This window comes from Amycolatopsis magusensis, assembly GCF_017875555.1.
GTDB classification, from domain to species: Bacteria; Actinomycetota; Actinomycetes; order Mycobacteriales; family Pseudonocardiaceae; genus Amycolatopsis; species Amycolatopsis magusensis.
Map to the genome: position 1 here is coordinate 6,558,039 of NZ_JAGGMS010000001.1, position 18,953 is coordinate 6,576,991.

General features: G+C 72.3%; 16 protein-coding genes. 9 read left to right on the forward strand and 7 right to left on the reverse strand.

What is annotated here, in order from left to right; all coding sequences use genetic code 11:
• Positions 1-10 precede the first annotated feature (10 nt).
• Genes JOM49_RS29055 through JOM49_RS29085 form a run of 7 tightly spaced genes read left to right on the forward strand, consistent with a single transcriptional unit; the run spans position 11 to position 8,694 of the window.
• On the forward strand, positions 11-766 hold the full coding sequence (locus tag JOM49_RS29055; RefSeq protein WP_209667373.1) for a thioesterase II family protein: 756 nt from the start codon (positions 11-13) through the stop codon (positions 764-766).
• Positions 766-1,713: a beta-ketoacyl-[acyl-carrier-protein] synthase family protein gene (locus JOM49_RS29060; RefSeq protein ID WP_209667374.1), complete on the forward strand. Its 948-nt coding sequence runs from the start codon at positions 766-768 to the stop codon at positions 1,711-1,713. The genes JOM49_RS29055 and JOM49_RS29060 overlap by 1 nt, the downstream gene beginning before the upstream one ends.
• Positions 1,703-3,937 carry an iron-containing redox enzyme family protein gene (locus JOM49_RS29065; RefSeq protein WP_209667375.1) on the forward strand — a complete coding sequence of 745 codons (2,235 nt, stop codon included), beginning with the start codon at positions 1,703-1,705 and terminating at the stop codon, positions 3,935-3,937. Before JOM49_RS29060 ends, JOM49_RS29065 begins: the two co-directional genes overlap by 11 nt.
• Positions 3,934-4,977, forward strand: coding sequence for a saccharopine dehydrogenase (locus JOM49_RS29070; protein ID WP_209667376.1), 1,044 nt, complete (start codon positions 3,934-3,936; stop codon positions 4,975-4,977). The genes JOM49_RS29065 and JOM49_RS29070 overlap by 4 nt, the downstream gene beginning before the upstream one ends.
• Entirely contained in the window at positions 4,970-6,127 is a 1,158-nt protein-coding gene (locus tag JOM49_RS29075) for a saccharopine dehydrogenase family protein (protein ID WP_209667377.1), read from the forward strand. The genes JOM49_RS29070 and JOM49_RS29075 overlap by 8 nt, the downstream gene beginning before the upstream one ends.
• A gap of 24 nt (positions 6,128-6,151) precedes the next feature.
• Positions 6,152-7,471 (forward strand): ATP-grasp domain-containing protein, encoded by a 1,320-nt coding sequence (locus JOM49_RS29080; RefSeq protein ID WP_209667378.1) that lies wholly within the window; start codon positions 6,152-6,154, stop codon positions 7,469-7,471.
• On the forward strand, positions 7,468-8,694 hold the full coding sequence (locus tag JOM49_RS29085) for an MFS transporter (protein ID WP_209667379.1): 1,227 nt from the start codon (positions 7,468-7,470) through the stop codon (positions 8,692-8,694). The genes JOM49_RS29080 and JOM49_RS29085 overlap by 4 nt, the downstream gene beginning before the upstream one ends.
• A gap of 121 nt (positions 8,695-8,815) precedes the next feature.
• Here JOM49_RS29085 and JOM49_RS29090 read toward each other — a convergent pair whose 3' ends face one another.
• Positions 8,816-9,748: a LysR family transcriptional regulator gene (locus tag JOM49_RS29090; RefSeq protein ID WP_209667380.1), complete on the reverse strand. Its 933-nt coding sequence runs from the start codon at positions 9,746-9,748 to the stop codon at positions 8,816-8,818.
• Positions 9,749-9,822: 74 nt separating this feature from the next.
• Between JOM49_RS29090 and JOM49_RS29095 the strand changes: the two genes are divergently transcribed.
• On the forward strand, positions 9,823-10,719 hold the full coding sequence (locus JOM49_RS29095) for a serine/threonine dehydratase (RefSeq protein WP_209667381.1): 897 nt from the start codon (positions 9,823-9,825) through the stop codon (positions 10,717-10,719).
• A 111-nt stretch (positions 10,720-10,830) separates the two neighbouring features.
• Here the strand turns inward: JOM49_RS29095 and JOM49_RS29100 are convergent, their stop codons facing one another.
• Positions 10,831-11,796, reverse strand: coding sequence for a ketopantoate reductase family protein (locus JOM49_RS29100; protein WP_209667382.1), 966 nt, complete (start codon positions 11,794-11,796; stop codon positions 10,831-10,833).
• A gap of 90 nt (positions 11,797-11,886) precedes the next feature.
• On the opposite strand from JOM49_RS29100, the gene JOM49_RS29105 reads away from it, so the two are divergent.
• Positions 11,887-12,465 (forward strand): TetR/AcrR family transcriptional regulator, encoded by a 579-nt coding sequence (locus tag JOM49_RS29105; RefSeq protein ID WP_209667383.1) that lies wholly within the window; start codon positions 11,887-11,889, stop codon positions 12,463-12,465.
• Between the two features lie 124 nt (positions 12,466-12,589).
• Here JOM49_RS29105 and JOM49_RS29110 read toward each other — a convergent pair whose 3' ends face one another.
• The 5 genes from JOM49_RS29110 to JOM49_RS29130 form a co-directional block, all read right to left on the reverse strand.
• Positions 12,590-13,930 (reverse strand): hypothetical protein, encoded by a 1,341-nt coding sequence (locus JOM49_RS29110; RefSeq protein ID WP_209667384.1) that lies wholly within the window; start codon positions 13,928-13,930, stop codon positions 12,590-12,592.
• Between the two features lie 67 nt (positions 13,931-13,997).
• Complete coding sequence (locus JOM49_RS29115; protein ID WP_209667385.1) at positions 13,998-15,728, reverse strand: CocE/NonD family hydrolase; 1,731 nt, start codon at positions 15,726-15,728, stop codon at positions 13,998-14,000.
• A gap of 42 nt (positions 15,729-15,770) precedes the next feature.
• On the reverse strand, positions 15,771-16,529 hold the full coding sequence (locus JOM49_RS29120) for an SDR family NAD(P)-dependent oxidoreductase (protein ID WP_209667386.1): 759 nt from the start codon (positions 16,527-16,529) through the stop codon (positions 15,771-15,773).
• Positions 16,526-17,308, reverse strand: a complete 783-nt coding sequence (locus JOM49_RS29125) for an enoyl-CoA hydratase/isomerase family protein (RefSeq protein ID WP_308158914.1) — start codon at positions 17,306-17,308, stop codon at positions 16,526-16,528. The genes JOM49_RS29120 and JOM49_RS29125 overlap by 4 nt, the downstream gene beginning before the upstream one ends.
• Complete coding sequence (locus tag JOM49_RS29130; protein WP_209667387.1) at positions 17,305-18,915, reverse strand: AMP-binding protein; 1,611 nt, start codon at positions 18,913-18,915, stop codon at positions 17,305-17,307. The genes JOM49_RS29125 and JOM49_RS29130 overlap by 4 nt, the downstream gene beginning before the upstream one ends.
• Positions 18,916-18,953 lie beyond the last annotated feature (38 nt).

Here is an 18,953-nt window from a genome sequence, read left to right on the forward strand (position 1 = left end):
AGGCACTCCGGTGCCCGACTGGTTCCTCACCCGCGGCGACGGCCGTCCCGCCCGGGTCTTCTGCTTCCCCTACGCGGGCGGCGATCCGCGTGCCTACCTGGACTGGCAACCGCTCCTCGACGACTGCGCCGACATCGTCGCGGTGTGCCCGCCGGGCAAGGCGCACCGCGCGCACGAGCCACTGCCGGATTTCGTCGGCCTGGCCGACCAGCTCGCCGAAGCCATCACCGCCGAGGTCGCCCGCGACCCGCGGCCGGTGCAGCTGTTCGGCCACAGTTTCGGCGGCCTGCTGGGGTTCGAGGTCGCCCGCCGGCTGCGCGACGTGCCCGCGGTGGGGCACCTGACCGCTTCCGGTATCTCCGCGCCGTCGCTGCTGCCCTCCGCCCGGGTCCGCGAGATGTCCGCATTGGACGGTGCCGAGTTCGCCGAGGCGCTCGCGTTCTTCGGGCAGTTCCCGCCCGAGGTCGTCGCCGACCGGGAGGTGCTGGACCTGCTGCTGCCCGGGCTCAAGGCCGACTTCGAGCTGGCCGTGGGCTACCGGTACCAGCCGGCGCCGCCACTGCGGATCGGTGTTTCGGTGATCGCCGGCGCCGGGGACCCGCACGTCGGTGAACCACAGCTCGCCCCATGGGCCCAGGAGTGCACCGAGCCGCCCGAACACCGCCGCGCCCCGGGCGGCCACTTCTACTTCGACCCCGATCCGGCCCCGGTCGTGTCGCTGTTGCGGACGCACGCCGAGGCGGCCACGCACGTGGAGGTGATCTGATGGCCGCCGGGGTTTTCCTCAGCGGAGCCCGCTACGTGCTCGGCGAACAGGAGGTCCACCACACCGAACTACCCGGCCTGGAAGCCAAGGCGGCGGAGTACGGGCTCGCCGTCAACGCAGGCCTGTGGGGCTGGGGCAGCGTGTTCCGCACCGAGCGCGGCCTGGACGACCTCGCCGTGGAGGCGGGCGCGAAAACCCTGCGGGCGTGCGGGATCGACCCTGGTGAGGTGGACGCGCTGGTCTTCTGCTGCACTTCCTCGCCAGGGCCGCCGGAGGGGCACGGCGGCTTCCTCCGCGGTGTGCTCACCCGCCTCGGACTCGGTGACATCGCCGTCTACGGGGTGGGCATGGGCCGCTGCGTCAACCTGCTGTCCGGCCTGGACATCGCCACCGCGCTGGTCACCACCGGCCGGTACCGGCGCGTCCTCGTCGTCACCACCGACCGGGTGTTCGACGAGGACACCCGCATCACCGGGTACGCGCTGTTCAGCGATGGCGGTGCGGCGTGCCTGGTCCACGCGGAGGCGAACGGCGAGGCGAACGACGGAGCCTACGAGGTGCTGGGATGCGCGTCCGCGCAGGAGACCGCGTCGCTCGACTGGTCCTCGGAGATCAGTTCGGACCTGGCCAAGCGGGTCAACGAGGAACTGCTCGGGCCGAGGGGGATGCGGACCGCCGAAGTGGACGCGTTGCTGCACGCCAACATCTACCTCCCGCTGCTGGTGATGAAGGAGCGGCAGGCCGGGTTCGGCACCGGCCAGCTGGACACCACGAACACCACCCGGGTCGGGCACTGCTTCGCCGCCGACCCGCTGATCAACCTCGCCGACCGCGAAGCCTCGGGCCGGACGCGCCCCGGCGGGTACTACCTGCTGGCCTCGAGCGTGCCCGGTTCCCGCATCGGGGTACTGGCCCGCAAACCGGGAGGAGCAACCCATGTCCGCTGAGCCGACCCACGTCCCCGACGACACCACCACCTCGTTGCCGCGCAGGCCGTTCCACTTCACGCCCGGCACCGGCGAGGCCGTCGACGCGGTGCTCGCCGCGGGCCCGCACGAGGTGTTCCGCACGCTCGTGCGGGATCGCGAGTCCGAGGTGACGCTGCTGCTCGCCCGCCGGGTGCTGCACGGCTTCCTCGGCCGCGCCGCCGGCCTGACGGGCGGGCCGCCCGACGGCGACCTTTCCGCCGCCGTGCACGGCCTGATCGAGGGGACCCGCGACGAGTTGGCTCCGGCACTGGCCGCGCTCAACGGTGCCGAACCGGGTGTGCGCGCCGAGGTGCTGCGTCAGCGTGGCGTGGTCGCGTTGCTCGCCGGGTGCTGGCTGGACGCGGTGTCACAGCCGGCCACTCAGCCCGCCGTGGTGGTCAACCGGCTGTTCGCGCAGCACTTCGAGCTCGCGGGCGGCGGAGACCCGCTCAGGTCCGCGCACCACCACCGGGCCCGCGCGCTCGAGGATGCCGGAGCCGCGTTGCCCGGCATCGCCGCCGCGGACTTCCTCGACCGGGCGAACGCCCGCCCGGCGACGGCGCTGCTGGCCTGCTTCCCGCTGGCGCTTTCGGTCCTGCCCGGCAATTTCCTGCCCGAGGTCGTCGGTGTGCACCACGCGTTCCATCGGCTCGGCATCGACGACCGGCTGCTCGGCACTCCCCCGCCCGTACCGCCCGCCGAGCTCGACGAGCTGCTCGCCGAGTACGCCGCCCAGGCGGATCCCGTGGACCAGGCGCGGCTGCTGGCCGCGGTGGCGCTGACCGTGCAACTGGAACGCGAGCACGTCGGGTTGCTCACCGAGCTGGCCGAGTTCCGCCGGACGCGGACGCTGGAGTCCGAAGTGGCCGAGGTGATCTCCCGGCACGCACCACTGGCCGGCCGCCAGCACGGGCGGGCGGCGGTCGGCGACCGGTCGCTGGTGGAGGTGTTCGCCGAATTCGGCCGTACGGCGGGTGGCGCCGATCCGGCCGCGCTCGCCCACTTCCTCACGGAGTTCCGCGAATCGCCCTACCTGGCCGAACTCCCCGGCGGGGACTGCCGGTTCCTGGCCGCGATCCGGTTCGGCGGGCCCATGTTCGGCATCTTCGACGAACGGGAGGCCGCCCTGCTCGCCGACTGGGTGGCGACCGTCCACAATGGAGAACGCGGCGAGATCGTCGTCCGGCCGAACACCGTCGGCGACCACGTCGTGGACCGCTGGTGGCCCGCCGTGGCCGACGCCCACCCGGATGACGTGGTCTTCGACGACACGCCCCCGTCCGGCGACCGGGAACTGTTCTACCGCCTGGTCAACATCGAGAACTGGGCGAACACCCTGCCCTTGGCTGCCGAGCGCGCCGAGCAGTGCTTCGTCGACGCGCAGGTGCTGTTCGAGCACGGCGCGGGCGGGCGGTACACCGACGCCAGCTTCTTCGACTACGACCCCGACGCCCTGTACGCGCGGGCGGAGAATATCTACTGGGAAAAGCTGGTCGACCCGTACGAGCCGCTGACCGAGGTGCCCGACGCCGACGAGGTGCGGTTCCGGCAGAGCACCTACCACCTGACCTACCTGATCGACGGCGCCTGGCTGCACCGGGTCGGCAGGCTCGGCCGCCGGGAACGGGAAAGCGACGGGATGCTGTTCCGCATCCACGCCGACGAGATGGGCAACGGCGACCTGCGCAAGAACCACCTCACCCTCACCCGGCGCGCGCTGGCCAGCCAGGGCACGCGACTGCCGCACATCCGCACCGAGGAGTTCGTCGACCAGGACGACCTGCCCGACGACATGTACGGTTTCGCGCTGCAGCAGCTGTCGATGTGCCTGTTCCCCGACCGGTTCTACAACGAGATCCTCGGCTACAACCTCGCGATCGAGATGTTCGGCTCCGGGGAGATGCGCCTGCACGAGATCCAGAAGCTGCGCCACCACGGCTTCGACGACTGCTACGAGCAGGCGCACCTGACCATCGACAACTTCTCCGCAGGCCACGCCAAGCAAGCCGCCGACATCATCGTCGCCTACCTCGACCGGGTCCGCCGCACCAGCGGTGAAGCCGCGGTGGCGGGGGAATGGCACCGGGTCTGGCGCGGTTATGCCTCCTTCGCCTATTTCCTGGAGCAGCCGTTGCTGCGTGAGGTCGCGTCCGGGCCGCCGGTCGCCCAACCCGTGCCGGAAGACGCGGAGCTGGTGCTGTGAAAGCGCCGTACCTCGTCCTGCGCCACGAAACCAGGCCGACCGAACGACGGGCACCACTGACGCCGGCCACCGCCGCCGACCTGATCCGGCAGGGGCTGACGGTCACCGTCGAACGATCACCGCAGCGCGTGTTCCCCGACGAGGAATACGCCGCCGCGGGCTGCACACTGGTCCCGGCGGGCAGTTGGCCGGACGCACCCGATGACGCGTACGTGCTCGGGCTCAAAGAACTGCCGCGGCACCCGGACGCGCTGCGGCACCGGCACATCTACTTCGGACACGCCTACAAGGGCCAACCCGGCGCGGCCGACCTGCTGCGCCGCTTCACCCAGGGCGGCGGGGCGCTGCTGGACCTGGAGAGCCTGGTCGACGAGCACGGCCGCCGGGTCGCGGCGTTCGGCTACTGGGCCGGGTACACCGGCGCCGCCCTGGCCGTGCTGCGCCACGGTGGCGAGCTGACCGATCCGCTGACCCCGACCACGCGCGAAGCTCTCGAAGCGGCGCTGAAAGCCGACCGGAAACCCTTGCGGGCACTGGTGATCGGTGCCCTCGGGCGCTGCGGGGGTGGCGCGGTCGACGCGCTGACCGCCGCCGGGGCGGAGGTGACCCGGTGGGACGTGGCCGAGACCGCGAACCTCGACGTACGGGCCTTGCTGGACCACGACATCCTGGTCAACGCGGTGCTGGCCACCGGCCCGATCGAGCCGTTCCTCACCCCGGCCGCGCTGCGCGGCCCGCACCGGCTGTCCGTGGTCGCCGACGTCACCTGCGACGTCGGGTCCCCGTTCCACGCGCTGCCGATCTACCACGAGACCACCACGTGGCAGCGTCCCGCGCGCCGCGTCGACGGTGGGCTCGACGTGATCGCCATCGACAACCTGCCGTCGCTGCTGCCCCGCGAGGCCACCGCGGACTTCGCCGCGGACCTCGCACCGCACCTGGCGCTGCTGGGCGACGGCGCGATCTGGCGACGCTGCCTGACCGCGTTCACCACGGCCGCTGACCGACACGGCCCGCACTGGAAGGGAAGCAATGCCTGACAACACGACCGTGCACTGGGTCGGCACCGGACTGTCCACCGGCCCCGGCCTCGCCGGGCTGTCCCGGCACGCTCGCGTGCTGGTCTGGGGCCGCACCGCGGCCAAGGCCGCCGGCTGCCTGGACCGGCTGGACGTCCGGGGTGAACCGCGGGCGTACACCCCGGACGCGCTGGCGGCGGAGATCGCGCCGGGAGACGTCGTCGTGTCCATGCTGCCCGGTACCGAACACCCCGGGCTACTGCGGATCTGCCTCGACAACGGCGCGCACTTCGCGTGCAGCAGCTACGCCTCGGACGAAATCCGCGCCGGTGCACGGGAAGCGGGCGAACGCGGGCTGACCGTGCTCACCGAAATCGGCCTGGACCCCGGCCTCGACCACTTGTTCGCGGACGTGCTGGTGGACCAGGCGGTACGCGCGCTCGGTTCGGACGCACGGGTCACCGCGTCGTTCACCTCGTACTGCGGCGGTGTGCCCGCGGAACCCAACGAGTTCCGCTACCGGTTCAGCTGGGCGCCACGCGGGGTGCTGACCGCGTTGCTCAGCCCGGCGCACTACGTCGAGCAGGGCGCCAAGCAGGTCGCCGACCGGCCGTGGGAGGTGGCCCGGCCGCTGGAGGTCGACGGCGAGCGGTTCGAGGTCTACCCCAACCGGGACAGCCTGCCCTACATCAGCCAGTACGGTTTCCCGCCGAGGTGGCAGCTGGACACCTTCGTGCGCGGCACCCTGCGCCTGGACGGCTGGCTGGACGCGTGGGCCGAGGTGTTCGACGAGCTCCGGACCGGCGACCCCGGCCGGATCACCGAACTGGCCGCCGAACTCGCCGCCCGCCACCCGACCCGCCCGCAGGATCGTGACCGGGTGGTGCTGGCGGTGGGCTTGTCCGCCACGCGCGCGGACGGGCAGAGCTGGTCGGGGCGGTACTCACTGGACCTGACCGGCGAGCCGGGGGCGAGCGCAATGGCCCGCTGCGTGTCGCTGCCACTGGCGCACGGCATCGGCGAACTGCTCGCCGACGCCCTGCCCGCCGGTCTGGTGCAGGGCGCCCCGGACCCGGCCACCGCCGGGCGCTGGCTCGAGCACCTCACCGCACAGGGCCTGCCGATCCGTTCCAGCGGTGCGCCGGACCGATCCGCCAGCCCGGCCCACTGATTCCGACGACCTGCGAGGAGCAGCATGACCCCGTCCGCCGACCTGCCCGGTGCCGTCATCCTCACCGGTTCCTTCCCGGTGATCCGGCGCAACCCGCTCTACCTCGACGAACTGACCGGCCGTGGCCTGCGCATCCTGGTGATCACCGCCGAGGCCTACCGGGACCAGGCGAGCGCCGCGATGGCCGCCCCGGACAACCCGGCTTCGCAGATCACCGAAATCGCCTACGTCACCGGTGACTTCACCGTGCAGGGTGCCTTCCTCGCCGGGGCCGTCGCCCACGCCACCGCGTGGCGCGCGAAGTACCGCCTGGTGGGCGCCTACGCGGTGGGCGACTACCTGGCGGAGCCCACGGGGTTGCTCTGCGACGCGCTGGGCGTGCCCTCCCCCGGGCTGCGCGCCAGCCGTGCGTGCCGCAGCAAGTACCTGCAGCGCTGGTACGTCCCGGAACTGAGCCCGCCGTCGCTGACCATCCCCGCGGGAGAACGCGGGAGCACCGACCTGTCCGGGGTCACCTATCCGGCCGTGGTCAAGCCGGCCGCCCGCGCGTCCAGCTCCGGCGTGGAGACCGTGCGCGACGAGGCCGAACTGCGCGAACGCCTGGCGGGCTACCCCGACCACGAGGTGGTGCTGGTCGAGCAGAAGGTCATCGGCCCGGAGTACTCGGTGGAAAGCCTGGTGCAGCACGGCGAGATCATCTTCGCCTCGGTCACCGGCAAGGAGACCACCGACTCGCACGCCCGCACCTTCGTCGAACTCGCGCACAGCGTCCCCACCGCCGACGACGGCGTCCGCGAGCGCGTGCTGGCCGCCAACCGCGACCTGCTGACCGCACTCGCCTTCGCCGACGGCATCGCCCACTCCGAGTGGCGGGTCGGCCAGGACGGCACCCCGCGGCTGATGGAGATCGCCGGGCGCACCCCCGGCGACGGCTTGCTGGTGCTCTACCACCTGGCCACCGGCGCCCCGCTGGAGCCGGAGATCATCCGCATCGCCCTCGGCGAGACCGCGTCCTACCCCCGGCCCAGCCGCTACGCCCGGCAGGTCTACCTCGAACACGAACCCGGCGAACTCGCCGACGTCATCGTCGACTGGCCCGGCCTCGCGCCGGTGTGGATCGGCTCCAGCGGCGTGTGGCCGGACATCCTGCCCGGCGCCCCGGACGACGCCCCCACCCTCCGGGCGGTGCTGGTCCACCAGTCGCGTGGCACCGAACTGGGCCCGCTGACCAGTTCCGACGACCGTTCGGTGAGCTTCTTCATCGACGCGGCCACTCCTGGCGAGCTGGACGAACTGGAGAAGCAGGTGCGAGCCGCGGTCACCATCGAGGTGACGGCCAGGTGACCGAGCGCGCCCAGGTCCTGTCCACCCTCCGGGTGGCCCCGACCGCGGTCCGCACGCTGCTGGCCGGTGTGTTCGTCAACCGCCTCAGCGGTTTCCTCAACATCTTCCTGGTGCTGTTCCTGACCGGCACCGGGCGGACCGAGGAGCAGGCCGCGCTCGCGGTGGGCGTCTACGGCGCGGGCGCCGTGGCCGGGGTGCTCGTCGGCGGCCTGTTCGCCGCCCGGATCGGCGCCCGGACCGCGACGGTGGTGAGCATGAGCAGTGCCGGGGTGCTGACGGCCGCGCTGCTCTACCTGCCGTCCTACCCGCTGCTGCTGGTGGCGGTCGCCCTCGCCGGTGTCGCCGCCCAGTTCTACCGGCCCGCCTCGGCCACCCTGCTGTCCGACCTGGTCCCGGCCGGGCAGCAGGTGATGATCTTCGCGATGTACCGGTTCTGCCTCAACGTGGGGGCCACCGTCGCCCCGCTGCTCGGGCTGGGCCTGTACCACCTGGCGGGCGACGCCTACGGCCCGGTGTTCTGGGCCGAGGGCCTGATCGCCCTGGCCTACGCCGTGCTGGCCGCGGTGACCCTGCCGCCGGGCAGGCGCCCGGCGGCGGTGGTCCCGGCGGACACCCGTGGCGGCTACCGGGACATGCTGCGGGACCGCCGGTACGTGCTGTACCTGGTGGCGATGTTCTTCCAGGGCGCGGTGTACGTGCAGTACCTGTCCACCCTGCCGCTGGACGTGAGCGCCGGCGGTCTCCCGGTGTTCTGGTACACCCTGGCCGTGTCGTTGAACGGCCTGGTCGTCATCGCGGTCGAACTGCCCGCCACCAAGTACACCCAGGCCTGGCCGATGCGCCTGACGCTGTGTCTCGGCCTGGCGCTGATCGGCATCGGCGTCGCGGCCTACGGCTTACCCGCCGGCCCGGCGGTGATCCTGGCGGCGACGTTGGTCTGGTCGCTCGGCGAGGTGATCGGCGGGCCCGCCACCTACGCCTACCCGGGCATCACCGCGCCACCCCACCTGAAAAGCCACTACATCAGCGCGTTCCAGCTCATGCTGGGCCTCGGCACGGCGATCGGCCCGGTGCTCGGCGGCTGGCTGTTCCTGACCCTGCACCACCAGGTTTGGCCGGTTCTCGCGATCGCCTCGGTGATAGCGACGGCACTGACCTGGGTGGCCACCAAACCGCCGTCCCCCGCTCGGGCCGAGGAAAAGCCGCTGGAGGAGGTCGCGTAGGGCCTGGGACAAAGACATCCGGCCGGAGACGACCGCCCGGCGTCCACAAGGGACTGCTACACCGAACTCGCCGCAACCTCGGTCTTCGTCGGCGCCCGATGTCGCAAGGTGGCCTGCCACTTCAGCCCCGGCTCGGCGAGCCACTGGAGCGGGCGGTGAACCTGGCCGCGCTTTCGGCGAGCAGGGACACCATCGTCGTGACGTGCGCGGGCGGGCGGTCGCGGTGCACGGTGTGGATCTCGCGCACCGGCCGCCTGCCGGTCAGGTCGCGCACCACCAGCCCGTCCTGACCGGCTCCGGCCAGCAGCGTGTCCGGCACGAAGGACACGCCGAGCCCCGCCCGCACGAGCGCGAGGATCACCGCGTAGTCCCGGGTTTCGTAGGCCACGCGTGGCGCCACCCCCGTTTCGGCCACCAGGCTTTCGAAGCACACCCGGCTCGGCGCGGCGTCGTCGCCGGAGATCCAGTCGTCCTCGGCGAAGTCCTCGAACCGCGGCCGCCGGGCGTTCGCCAGCGCGTGGTCGGCGGGCAGCACGAGGCGCAGGCGGTCGGCCAGCAGCGGCCGCCGCGCCAGGCCACGCGACGGCGGCAGCCGGACGCCCGGGTAGCGGTGGGTGATCAGCAGGTCGAGGTCGCCGGAGAGCACCAGGTCGTAGCCGTCCGGTGGTTCGAGATCGGTCAGGCGCAGGCGGGTCCGCGGGTGCGCTTGGCGGAAGGCCCGGAGCGCGGGCGGGAGCAGCACCTGCCCCGCGGTGGCGAACGCGCCGACGCTCAGGTCGGTGGCAGGCAGTTCGCGCAGTTCCGCGATGGCCAGCTCGGCGGCCCGCAGTTCACCGGTGATCGCCTCGCCGTGGGCGACCAGCAGCCGTCCCGCCTCGGTCAGGGCCGCGCCGGTCGGCCGCCGGTCCAGCAGCGCGCAGCCGACCTCGCGCTCCAGCCGGGCGAGTTGCTGCGACAACGCGGACGGGGTGAACCCCATGCGGCGCGCGGCGGTGGCGATGGACCCGGCGTGCGCGACCTCGACCAGCACCCGCAGCCGTTCGGCGGTGATCACCCCCTAAGTATCGCTAACGTCCGGCAAGTGATCAGCGCTGGTCGCTAACGGCTTCCCTGGCGCATGGTGGAGCCATGACAGCCACGCTCACCACCGAGGTCACCGCTGCCGCCGAGCGCATCCGCCCGTACGTCCGGCGTACGCCGCTGCTGCACGCGGAGGTCGACGGCAGGCCGCTCGCACTCAAGCTCGAACACCTCCAGCGGACCGGCTCCTTCAAACTGCGCGGTGCGCTCAACGCGCTGCTCGCCGGGGACCGGCCGGCCGAGGTGGTGACCGCGTCCGGTGGCAACCACGGGATCGGGGTGGCGACCGCCGCCGCGATCCTCGGCCTGCGCGCCACCGTTTTCGTGCCGGACTCGGTGCCGGACGGCAAGGCGCGACGCATCGAACGGGCCGGGGCGCGCTTGGTCCGAGCGGGCTCGACCTACTTCGACGCCGCCGACGCGGCGCGGGAAGCCGCCGGGCCGGGAATCCGGTACGTCGAGGCGTACAACGACCCCGTGGTGATCGCCGGGCAGGGCACGGTCGCGGCCGAGATCGTCGCGGACGCACCGGAGGTGGACTCGATCGCGGTCGCCGTCGGGGGCGGTGGCCTCGCGGCGGGCGTCGCCCTGGGTGGTGCGGGCCGGTTGACCGTCGCGGTCGAACCGGAGCGGTGCGCGTGCCTGCACCACGCGCTCGCCGCGGGCGAACCGGTGGACACCGAAGTGGTCTCCGTCGCCGCGTCGGCGCTCGGCGCCACACGCACCGGCGCAATCCCGTTCGGGATCCTGTCGAGCCACCCGGTGCGCTCGCTGCTGGTCGCCGAAACCGACATCCTGGCCGCACGCGACCGGCTGTGGGAGGAGTTCCGGCTCGCCGTCGAACCGGCGGCCGCGGTGCCGTTCGCCGCGTGGCTGACCGGCCAGGTCCCCGGAGACCACCCGTGCGTCATCCTGTGCGGTGCCAACGCGGACTGGACCCCGTAGCGCCAAGCCGCGGTGGCGCCGGGGCCGGGGCGCGGCCCGGCCGGCAGTGCGTCGATCCGCTCGTCGACGAGCTCCTGGATCCGCGGCTGGACAGCGAAAGCCGGGGTGGATTCAGGCTCGGCCCGTTCCCTCGCGGGCGAAGTGCGGTTCCGCCGCTTCCAGCCGCGGTACCGGGACGCCCAACCGCCGTGCTTCGGCCAGGGTGTCCCGGCAGACCTCACGCGGTTCCTCGGCGTCGGGATTGGAGTGCGCCGCGAGACTCAGGCGCGCGAGCGCGAAATGAGTGGTCAGCCAGGCGAGCGCGGGGGCCGTCAGCCAGGTGGGCGCCCGGAACGGCAGCACACCGACCCGGTGCCGTCGCAGGTCGACGCCGCGCGCCTCGAGGAGCGGCAGCAGTTCGCGGCCGGTCAGCAGCCCTTCGCGCAGACCGCCCGTTGCCCCGGCCAGCTGGGACAGGGAACCCAGCCGCAGGCCCTGCGAGAGCAGGCCGGCGTCCGACACGAAATGGACCCACAGCCAGCCGCGGAAGTCGGGCTGCTCCTTGATCCGGAGCCCGGCTTCGCGGAACGCCTGGCGCACGGCCCGCTCCCGGCCGGTCGGGGGCCGGCCGAGGGTGCCGAAGACGACCGAGGGCAGCAGCGCTCCGCGGAGCACGCCGTCCGCGTCGAAACCGCCGCCCGCGACGGGAAAGCCCCACGCGATCCGGTCGGGAGGGAGTGCGCCGATCGTGGCTGTCGGCTCGGTCCAGAGGTTGCCGAAGACCAGCACCGTGGCGTGGCCGACGCGCGGGGCCAGGAAGGCCGTCGCCTCCGCGAGGCGGTGGTGCGGCACGCTGAGCACGATCAGGTCGAAGTCGTGGTCCGGCTCCAGCGCCTCGCGGAGGCGCACCGGCCACCTCTCGACGACGCGCTGCCCCCACACCCGGCGCCGCGCATCGATGAGGTCGAGGTCCACCGCGTCTCCGTACCTCGCCGCGCGACCCGGCCGGACGTAGAACTCGACGTTGTGTCCCGCCTGTTCCAGGGCCCAGCCGTAGATGGTGGCGACCACGCCCCGCCCGAACATCAGGATCTTCACACTGCACCTCGTGGGGTACGATCAATCTGGAGACAATCTCCACTTTTCAACATATGGAGGTCATCTCCATTTGTCAACGCGAGGGAGCGCATGACCGTCGACAAGCCGCTACGGGCCGACGCCCGGCGCAACCGCGACGCCCTGATCGCCAAGGCACGAGAGGTCTTCGACGCCGGCGATTTCTTCGACCTGCGCTTCGACGACTTCGCCGGCCTGGCCGGGGTGGGCACCGGCACGCTGTACCGCCACTTCCCCACCCGGGAGGCCCTGGCCGAGGCGGTCTACCACGGGGAGGTCGCCACGCTGTGCGACCGCGCCCGCGAACTTCAGGCGACGCTGCCCGCGGCGGAGGCTCTGGCGACCTTCCTGCGCGGCATGGTCGACCACATCCACGCCCACCAGGGCCTCGCCCGGACGCTGGCCACGCTCATGGCCACCGGCTCGGACACCCTCACCGAGGGCAGCCAGGCACTGGAGCAGGCCGTCACCGACCTGGTGGCCGCCGCCGTGCGGGACGGCACCATCCGCGACGACGTGCGTGCCGGTGCCATCATGATGGCCCTGCACGGCATCGGCGCGGCCCACGACCGCCCCGACTGGCGAACCGAAGCCGACGGCGTCATCACCCTCGTACTGGACGGGCTGCACCGCCCGCACGCAGACGGCTAGCCCGCACGATCCGGCCGGCGCCGCCGGGGAACCCGGTGCACGACCGGGAATGAGCGGGTCGCTCGGGCTCGCGTTTCGGTAGGTGGAGCAGCCCAGCCTGCGGACGGCGAGGCGGTGGGCGGCGCTACAGTCCGGCTCGGTCGAGTAATGCGTACATGCGGTCGACGGGAAGCGCCGGGTTCGCGGCGGCGGCCTTGGCGACGTCCGGGGAGTCGTCGGTCAGCAGGGTGTCCAGCATCGACACGGGAATCCGCGGGTGCCGGGCGGCGGCGGAGCGCACCAACGCTTCGGTGTCACCCGCCAGGGCCGCGATCAGGTCTGGTCCTTTGGCGGCGAGCACGCGGAGACGGGCGTCGTCGCTGGTCGCCAGCCTGGTGAAGGCCTCCGGCGGGAAGTTCGGGTGTTCGGTGATGCGGGGCCGGAACTTCGGGTGCTCACCGTGTTCGCTGACCAGGCGTTCGAGGATGTCTCCCGGGGTGTCGGGGCGGTGTGCCACGATGCGCCGGACCTGGACGTCTTCGTGCGTGTGCAGGCGCCGCACCACGTCTGCGGGCAGGTCCGCGGACAGGGCGGTGGCTCGTCGGAAGCACGGGATGGGCGAGTCGAGGTGGGCGAGACGCTCGGCGAGCGGGCGGGACGGCAACCAGGACGGCACGTCGTGGCCGAGCAGTGTCAGGGCGATGGCGACCTCGTCGAAGTCGCCATCGCGCTCGGCGAGCAATGCGGCGTGCAGTTCTCTGCGACACTGCTCGTCCAGGTCCTCGCGGAGCAGGACGCGGGAGCGAACGTAGGGACTCGGGTCCTGTGCCAGCCGGTCACGGGCCGCGGCGGGCAGGGTCGGATTCACGGCCACCTCGGCGCGTAGTTCCTCCTCCCCTGCCAGACACTCCCGCACCGCCTCCGCCGTCAGCGTGGCGTAGGAGGCCACTTTCCCACGGGTGGCCTCGTCGGCCAGCAACGCGGAGTGCAGATCGACGGGTGCGGGCGGGTGTGGATAGCCCGCCGCGGCTCTGCGGACACGAGGGTCGGGGTCGGCCAGCAGTTCCAGTCGCACCGCGACGGGCATGGTGTCCCAGGTACCGGCGACCGCTTCGCGCAGCACCGGATCCTCGTGGTGGACCAGACCGGCGAGGCCGCCCTGACCCGCGTACTCGGCGAGGTCGCCGGGCGTGACGCGGTTGCCGACCTCGATCATGTCCGCGACGAATCGGCGTCGCGCTTCCCGGACCTCGGCAGCGGGGTGTTCGGCGATGCGCCGCCGGGTTGCCTCCGACTGCCGTGGCGAGGCCAGAACCAGCGCGATGGTCGAGTCGCCGGTGGCCAGCAACCGCTCGACCACGCTGTCCGGCAGAGCCGATCGCCGCCGCGCGATCTCCACCGCCGCCGGCCGCAGGGCCGCGAGCCGGAACAGGACTTCGGGCGGGGCCGCGGGATTCGCGGCCAACCCGAGCAGACCGTCGTCCATGATCGCCACTGTAGTCACCGGTCCGCGCCGCCGAAGGTGCTTTGCCGCCCACCCCCGGCCGGGGCGCTCAGCGGTCGATGACCGGGAGGACCAGCCTGCTGGGGCGGGCGCCGCCGTGGTGGACGGTGGTGTCGGCGACGACCATGTCCTCCAGCGCCTCGGCGCAGATCACGCCGCCGGTGTTGGAGTTGCGGTCGTAGTGCGGGAAGTTGCTGCCCGACACGTCGAGGCGGATGCGGTGACCGGGCCGGAACACGTTCGAGGTGACCGACATGGGCACGGTGACCTCGTAGACCTCACCGGGGGTCATCAGCTCCGGTTCGGACAGGCTGTCGCGGTAGCGCAGCCGCAGGATGCCGTCGCACAGGTTGATCGCCCGGCCGTCGGGGAACACGTCGACGAGCTTGGCGGTGATGTCGGTGTCCACAGTGGACGCCGAGACGAACACCTTCAGCTCCACGAACCCGGTGACCTCCACGGGCTCGGTGAGGACCGGGCCGGTGTAGCAGAGCACGTCGGGGCGGCCGTCGACCACACGCTGGTCGACCGGTCCGACGAGGCCGGGCAGGCTCGGCAGCAGGGCGCCACCGGCGGTGGGCAGCGGGTCGCGGGGGTCGTAGCGGAACCCGTCGCTGCCCTCGGTGGCGGGAGCCTCCCACTGGAGACCGCCGTCGCCGTCGCGGGTGTTGGCGGCACCGCCGCTGGTCAGGTAGTAGTCGGTGTACCGCGTATCGGGCAGCGGCCAGTCGGCCTCCTCGCGCCACTCGTCGATCCCCATCACGAAGATCCGCACCCGCGGGGCGGGCGTCGCGGGGGCCGTGCCCCTGAGGTGCTCATCGAAGAACTCGATGTGCGAGGGAGCCAGGTCCTCGGTGGCCAGCGGCCCGAAGTAGCGGTCGGGGAACGAACCGCTCATGTTGATGTGGTCCCACGGCCCGATGACCAGCCGGGACTGCTCCCTGGCCGCCTCGGAGCCGCCTCGGGTGCGGACGCGGACGAAGTCGGCGACCTGCCCGTGGACCTTGAGGTCGTACCAGCCGCCGGTCGCCAGCACCGGCACGGTGACCTCCCCGATCCGCGCCGACCAGTCCTGAGCCTTCCAGTACTCGTCGAAGTCGGGGTGGGCCAGCCAGTCGTCCAGCCAGCGGCCGGTGCCCAGAACCGGGTGGGCGGCGACGGGTGTCGCCTCGTTGAGTGGCAGCGGGTCGAGCACAGCCCCGCCGAGCCGCTTGAGCGACGAGGCGTCGGTGATTTCTCCACGCTTCAGGGACCGCTGCTCGTCGTAGGCGTACATCATGGCGTTCCAGAAGGTCACCAGGCTCAGGCACAGGGCCCCGCCCTGGGAGTACCAGAGCCCGGAGTACCAGTTCGCGGAGGCGACGGCGGGGGCGATGGCCTTCATGCCCGGGCCGTCACCCAGGGCCAGGCCCCACTGGGTCATGCCCAGGTAGGAACCACCGTAGGCGCCGACCGTGCCGTCGTACCAGTCCTGCTCGGCCAGCCAGGCCAGGACGTCTTCGCCGTCGGCGATCTCGTGGACTTTCGGGGTGAAGTCACCATCGGATTCGAAGGCCCCGCGGACGTCCTGCATGACCACGGCGTAACCGGCGTGGACGAACGACAGCACCGACGGGATCGGGGAGGCGGGGCTCCCGGCGGAGAGGGCCGCCTCCTTGTCGTAGGGATGGCGGACCAGCAGGGTGGGCGCCTTGCCCTCCGCCGGGCGCCAGACGTTGGCGCGCAGGGTCACCCCGTCCCGGGTGGTCATGGGCACATTGCGCTCATAGACGCAGGTCATCGAGTCTCCTTTTCGGGATCACTTTCGCGGGCGGGAGGCGGGTCAGCGGATGGAGGAGCCGATCGAGAGGCCGCCGTCGACGTCGAGGACGACGCCGGTGAGGTAGCCGGCGGCCTTCGAGGCCAGGAACGCGGCGGCCTCGGCGATGTCGGCGGGCCTGCCGGTGTGCCGCATGGGGATCTTGGCGGTGAGCTTGTCCCGGGCGGAGCCGTTCATCGAGGCCAGCATCGGGGTCTCGATGAGCCCGGGGGCGATGGCGTTGGCGGTGATGCCGTGCCGCGCGCCCTCCAGGGCCAGGGTTCGGGTGAGCCCGACGATGCCCGCCTTGGCCGCGACGTAGTTGGCCTGCCCGAAGTTGCCCCGCCAGGACATGGAGGAGAAGCTGACGATCCGGCCGTAGCCGCGCTCCTTCATGCCGGGGAAGACGGCCCGGGCGCAGTGGAAGGACCCGCCGAGGCTGACGTCGAGGACCACGCGCCAGTCCTCGTCGGTGATGTCCTCGACGCGGTTGTCGCGGATGATCCCGGCGTTGTTGACCAGGACGTCGATCGAGCCGTGCTCGGCGTGGATCTGCCGGATCCAGTCGTCGACCTCCGCGGAGCGGGTCACGTCGAGGGCACGGGACTGGGCGAGGACACCGTGCTTGCCGGTCAGTTCGGTGGCCAGTTCGGCGCCGGCGTCCTCGTTGATCTCGCCGATCAGCACGTGGGCGCCCTCGGCGGCGAAGCGGTGTGCCATGGCTCGGCCGAGTCCTTGCCCGGCGCCGGTGACCAGGACGGTTTGGCCGGTGTAGCGGTTCATGAGGGCCTTCCTGCGAAGAAACGGCGGAGCTGGTCCGGGACGTCGTGGGCGGACCAGTGGCGGTCGAATTCGTCGAGTTCGAGCCGCAGTCCCGCTTCGACGGCTGGTTCGTCGTCGAGCACCCCGAACATGCGCTTGAACGCGGCCTGGGCCGGGTTCGAGGCGGCCGCCAGCACTCCGGCGACGCGCAGGCCCTCATCGACGCCGTGGCCCGGTTCGACGACCGCGTGCAGCCAGCCGGCGGCGAGGAACCGTTCCGCGGGCAGCAGTTCGCCGGTCAACCCGAGCCAGCGGCCGAGGGAATCCCCGAGTTTGCGGCGCATCCGCACCGCGGAACCGGCACCGGGCACGAGGTGGTTGCGGAGGTGGCCGTCACCGATCAGCGTCCCCGTTTCGGCGAGGACCGCGTCGCAGGCCAGCGCGAGCTCCAGGCCACCGGCGATGGCGTGACCGTGCAGCACCGCGACCACCGGCAGTGGGCTGAGCTCGATGCGGCGCGTCAGGCCGGAAACCGTGCGCAGGAAGGGAACCGGCGACTCGCCTGCCTCGGACAGGGCCAGCAGGTGCCGCAGGTCCGCACCCGCGCAGAAACCCGGGCCCGCGCCGGTGACCAGTACCGCGCGGGTGGCCGGGTCGTGCTCGGCCTCGATCACCGCGGCGGTCAGCGCGTCGACCAGCACGGCGTTGAGCGCGTTGCGTTGCCGAGGCCGGTTCAGGACCAGCCTGCGGACCTCGCCGCACTGCTCGACCCGCACCACGGTGTCGGACAGTGCGCTCACCGGGCGGCCTCGCGCAGTTCGCGCCGCAACTGGACCCGCTGGATCTTGCCGCTGGCCGTCTTGGGCAGGCTCGGCACCACGTGCACCCGGCGTGGGCTAGCGTGCGCGGCGTAGCGCTGCCGCACGTGGTTCTGCAGCTCGGCGATCAGCTCCTCGGACTCGTCGACGTCTTCCCGGAGCACCACGAAGGCTTCGATCGCCTCACCGCGGACCGGGTCCGGACCGGCGACGACCGCGCACTCGGCGACCGCGGCGTGCTGGGCGAGGACGGACTCGACGTCGAAGGGGCCGATCCGGTAGCCGGCCATGATGATCACGTCGTCGTCGCGGGAGGAGAACCGCAGGGTGCCGTCGGCGTTGCGGGTCGCCAGGTCGCCGGAGAGGTAGTAGCGGCCGTCGGCGGTGAACCGGTCCGTGACCGCGCGCCCGGTGTACCCGGTGAACGTCATCAGCGGGCTGGCGGCGATGTCGACGGCGAGCAGCCCGGGCTCGCCGATCTCCGCCTCGGTGCTCGTGCTCTCCTTCAGCACGGTGACCGACCAGCCCGGCAGCGCCACCCCCATGGTCTGGTCGGTGACCGGGATCTCCAGGTCGGGGTGGTGGGGGAAGCCGATGGGCATGCCGAGTTCGGTCTGCCCGTAGTGGTCGTGCACTCGCAGTCCCAAGGCCGTGCTCGCCCACTCGTTGACCTCGGCGGTCAACGGCTCGCCCGCACTGGACAACCGCCGCAGGCGCAACCCGTCGGGTACTCCGACGTCGCTGACGCGCAGCATCCGGAACACCGTCGGCGCGGCGGCGTAGTCGGTCACGCCCAGTTCCACCATCGCCCGCCAGGTGGCGGCGACGTCGAACCCGCCGCGCTGCAGCACGCTGCGCAAGCCCAGCACCATCGGTGCGACGACGGCCGAGTACAGCCCGTACGCCCAGCCGGGATCGGCGCCGCACCAGTAGACCGAGTCGTCGCGCACGCCCAAGCCGAACTGCAGGTAGGACTGCCAGCCCGCGACGTAGCGCAGGGGGTGCACGACGCCCTTCGGCGCACCGGTGGTGCCCGAGGTGAACATGTGGACGAAGGCACCGTCACCCCCGATCGGGGTGCTCCCGGTGAACGGCTCCGCCGCGGCCGAGCGGGCGGCGAGGTCGCGGTCGGTGTCGCCGTCCCCGGCGACGAGCACGGTCCAAGGCCCCTCGGCGACCTTCGCCGCCTGTGCCGCGTCGGCGACGATGACCTTCGCGTCCGCGCCGGTGAGCCGGGAGGTGACCGCGTCGGCGGCGAACGCGGTGAACAGCGGGACGTAGACCGCCCCGGCGCGCCAGGTGCCCAGCAGCACCGCCACCAGATCCGCGCCCTTGCCCATCAGCGTGGCGACGCGGTCGCCACGGCCCACACCGAGCTCGGTGAGCAGACCGGCGAAACGCCGCGAACGCTCGCGCAACTCGCCGAAGGAGAGGTCGGCGGTCGTCCCATCCGGCTCGGCGAAGGTGAACGCGATCGCGTCGGCGGGATGGCGATCGCACAGCAGCCACGCGGGATCGGCGTCCGGCGCCGAGAACACCCCGACGATCCCGGCGACCCGGTCGGTGACCGAGAGCGGCTTCGGAGCCATGAGCACCCTCCATTGGGTACGCGAGTGGGTACGAAAGA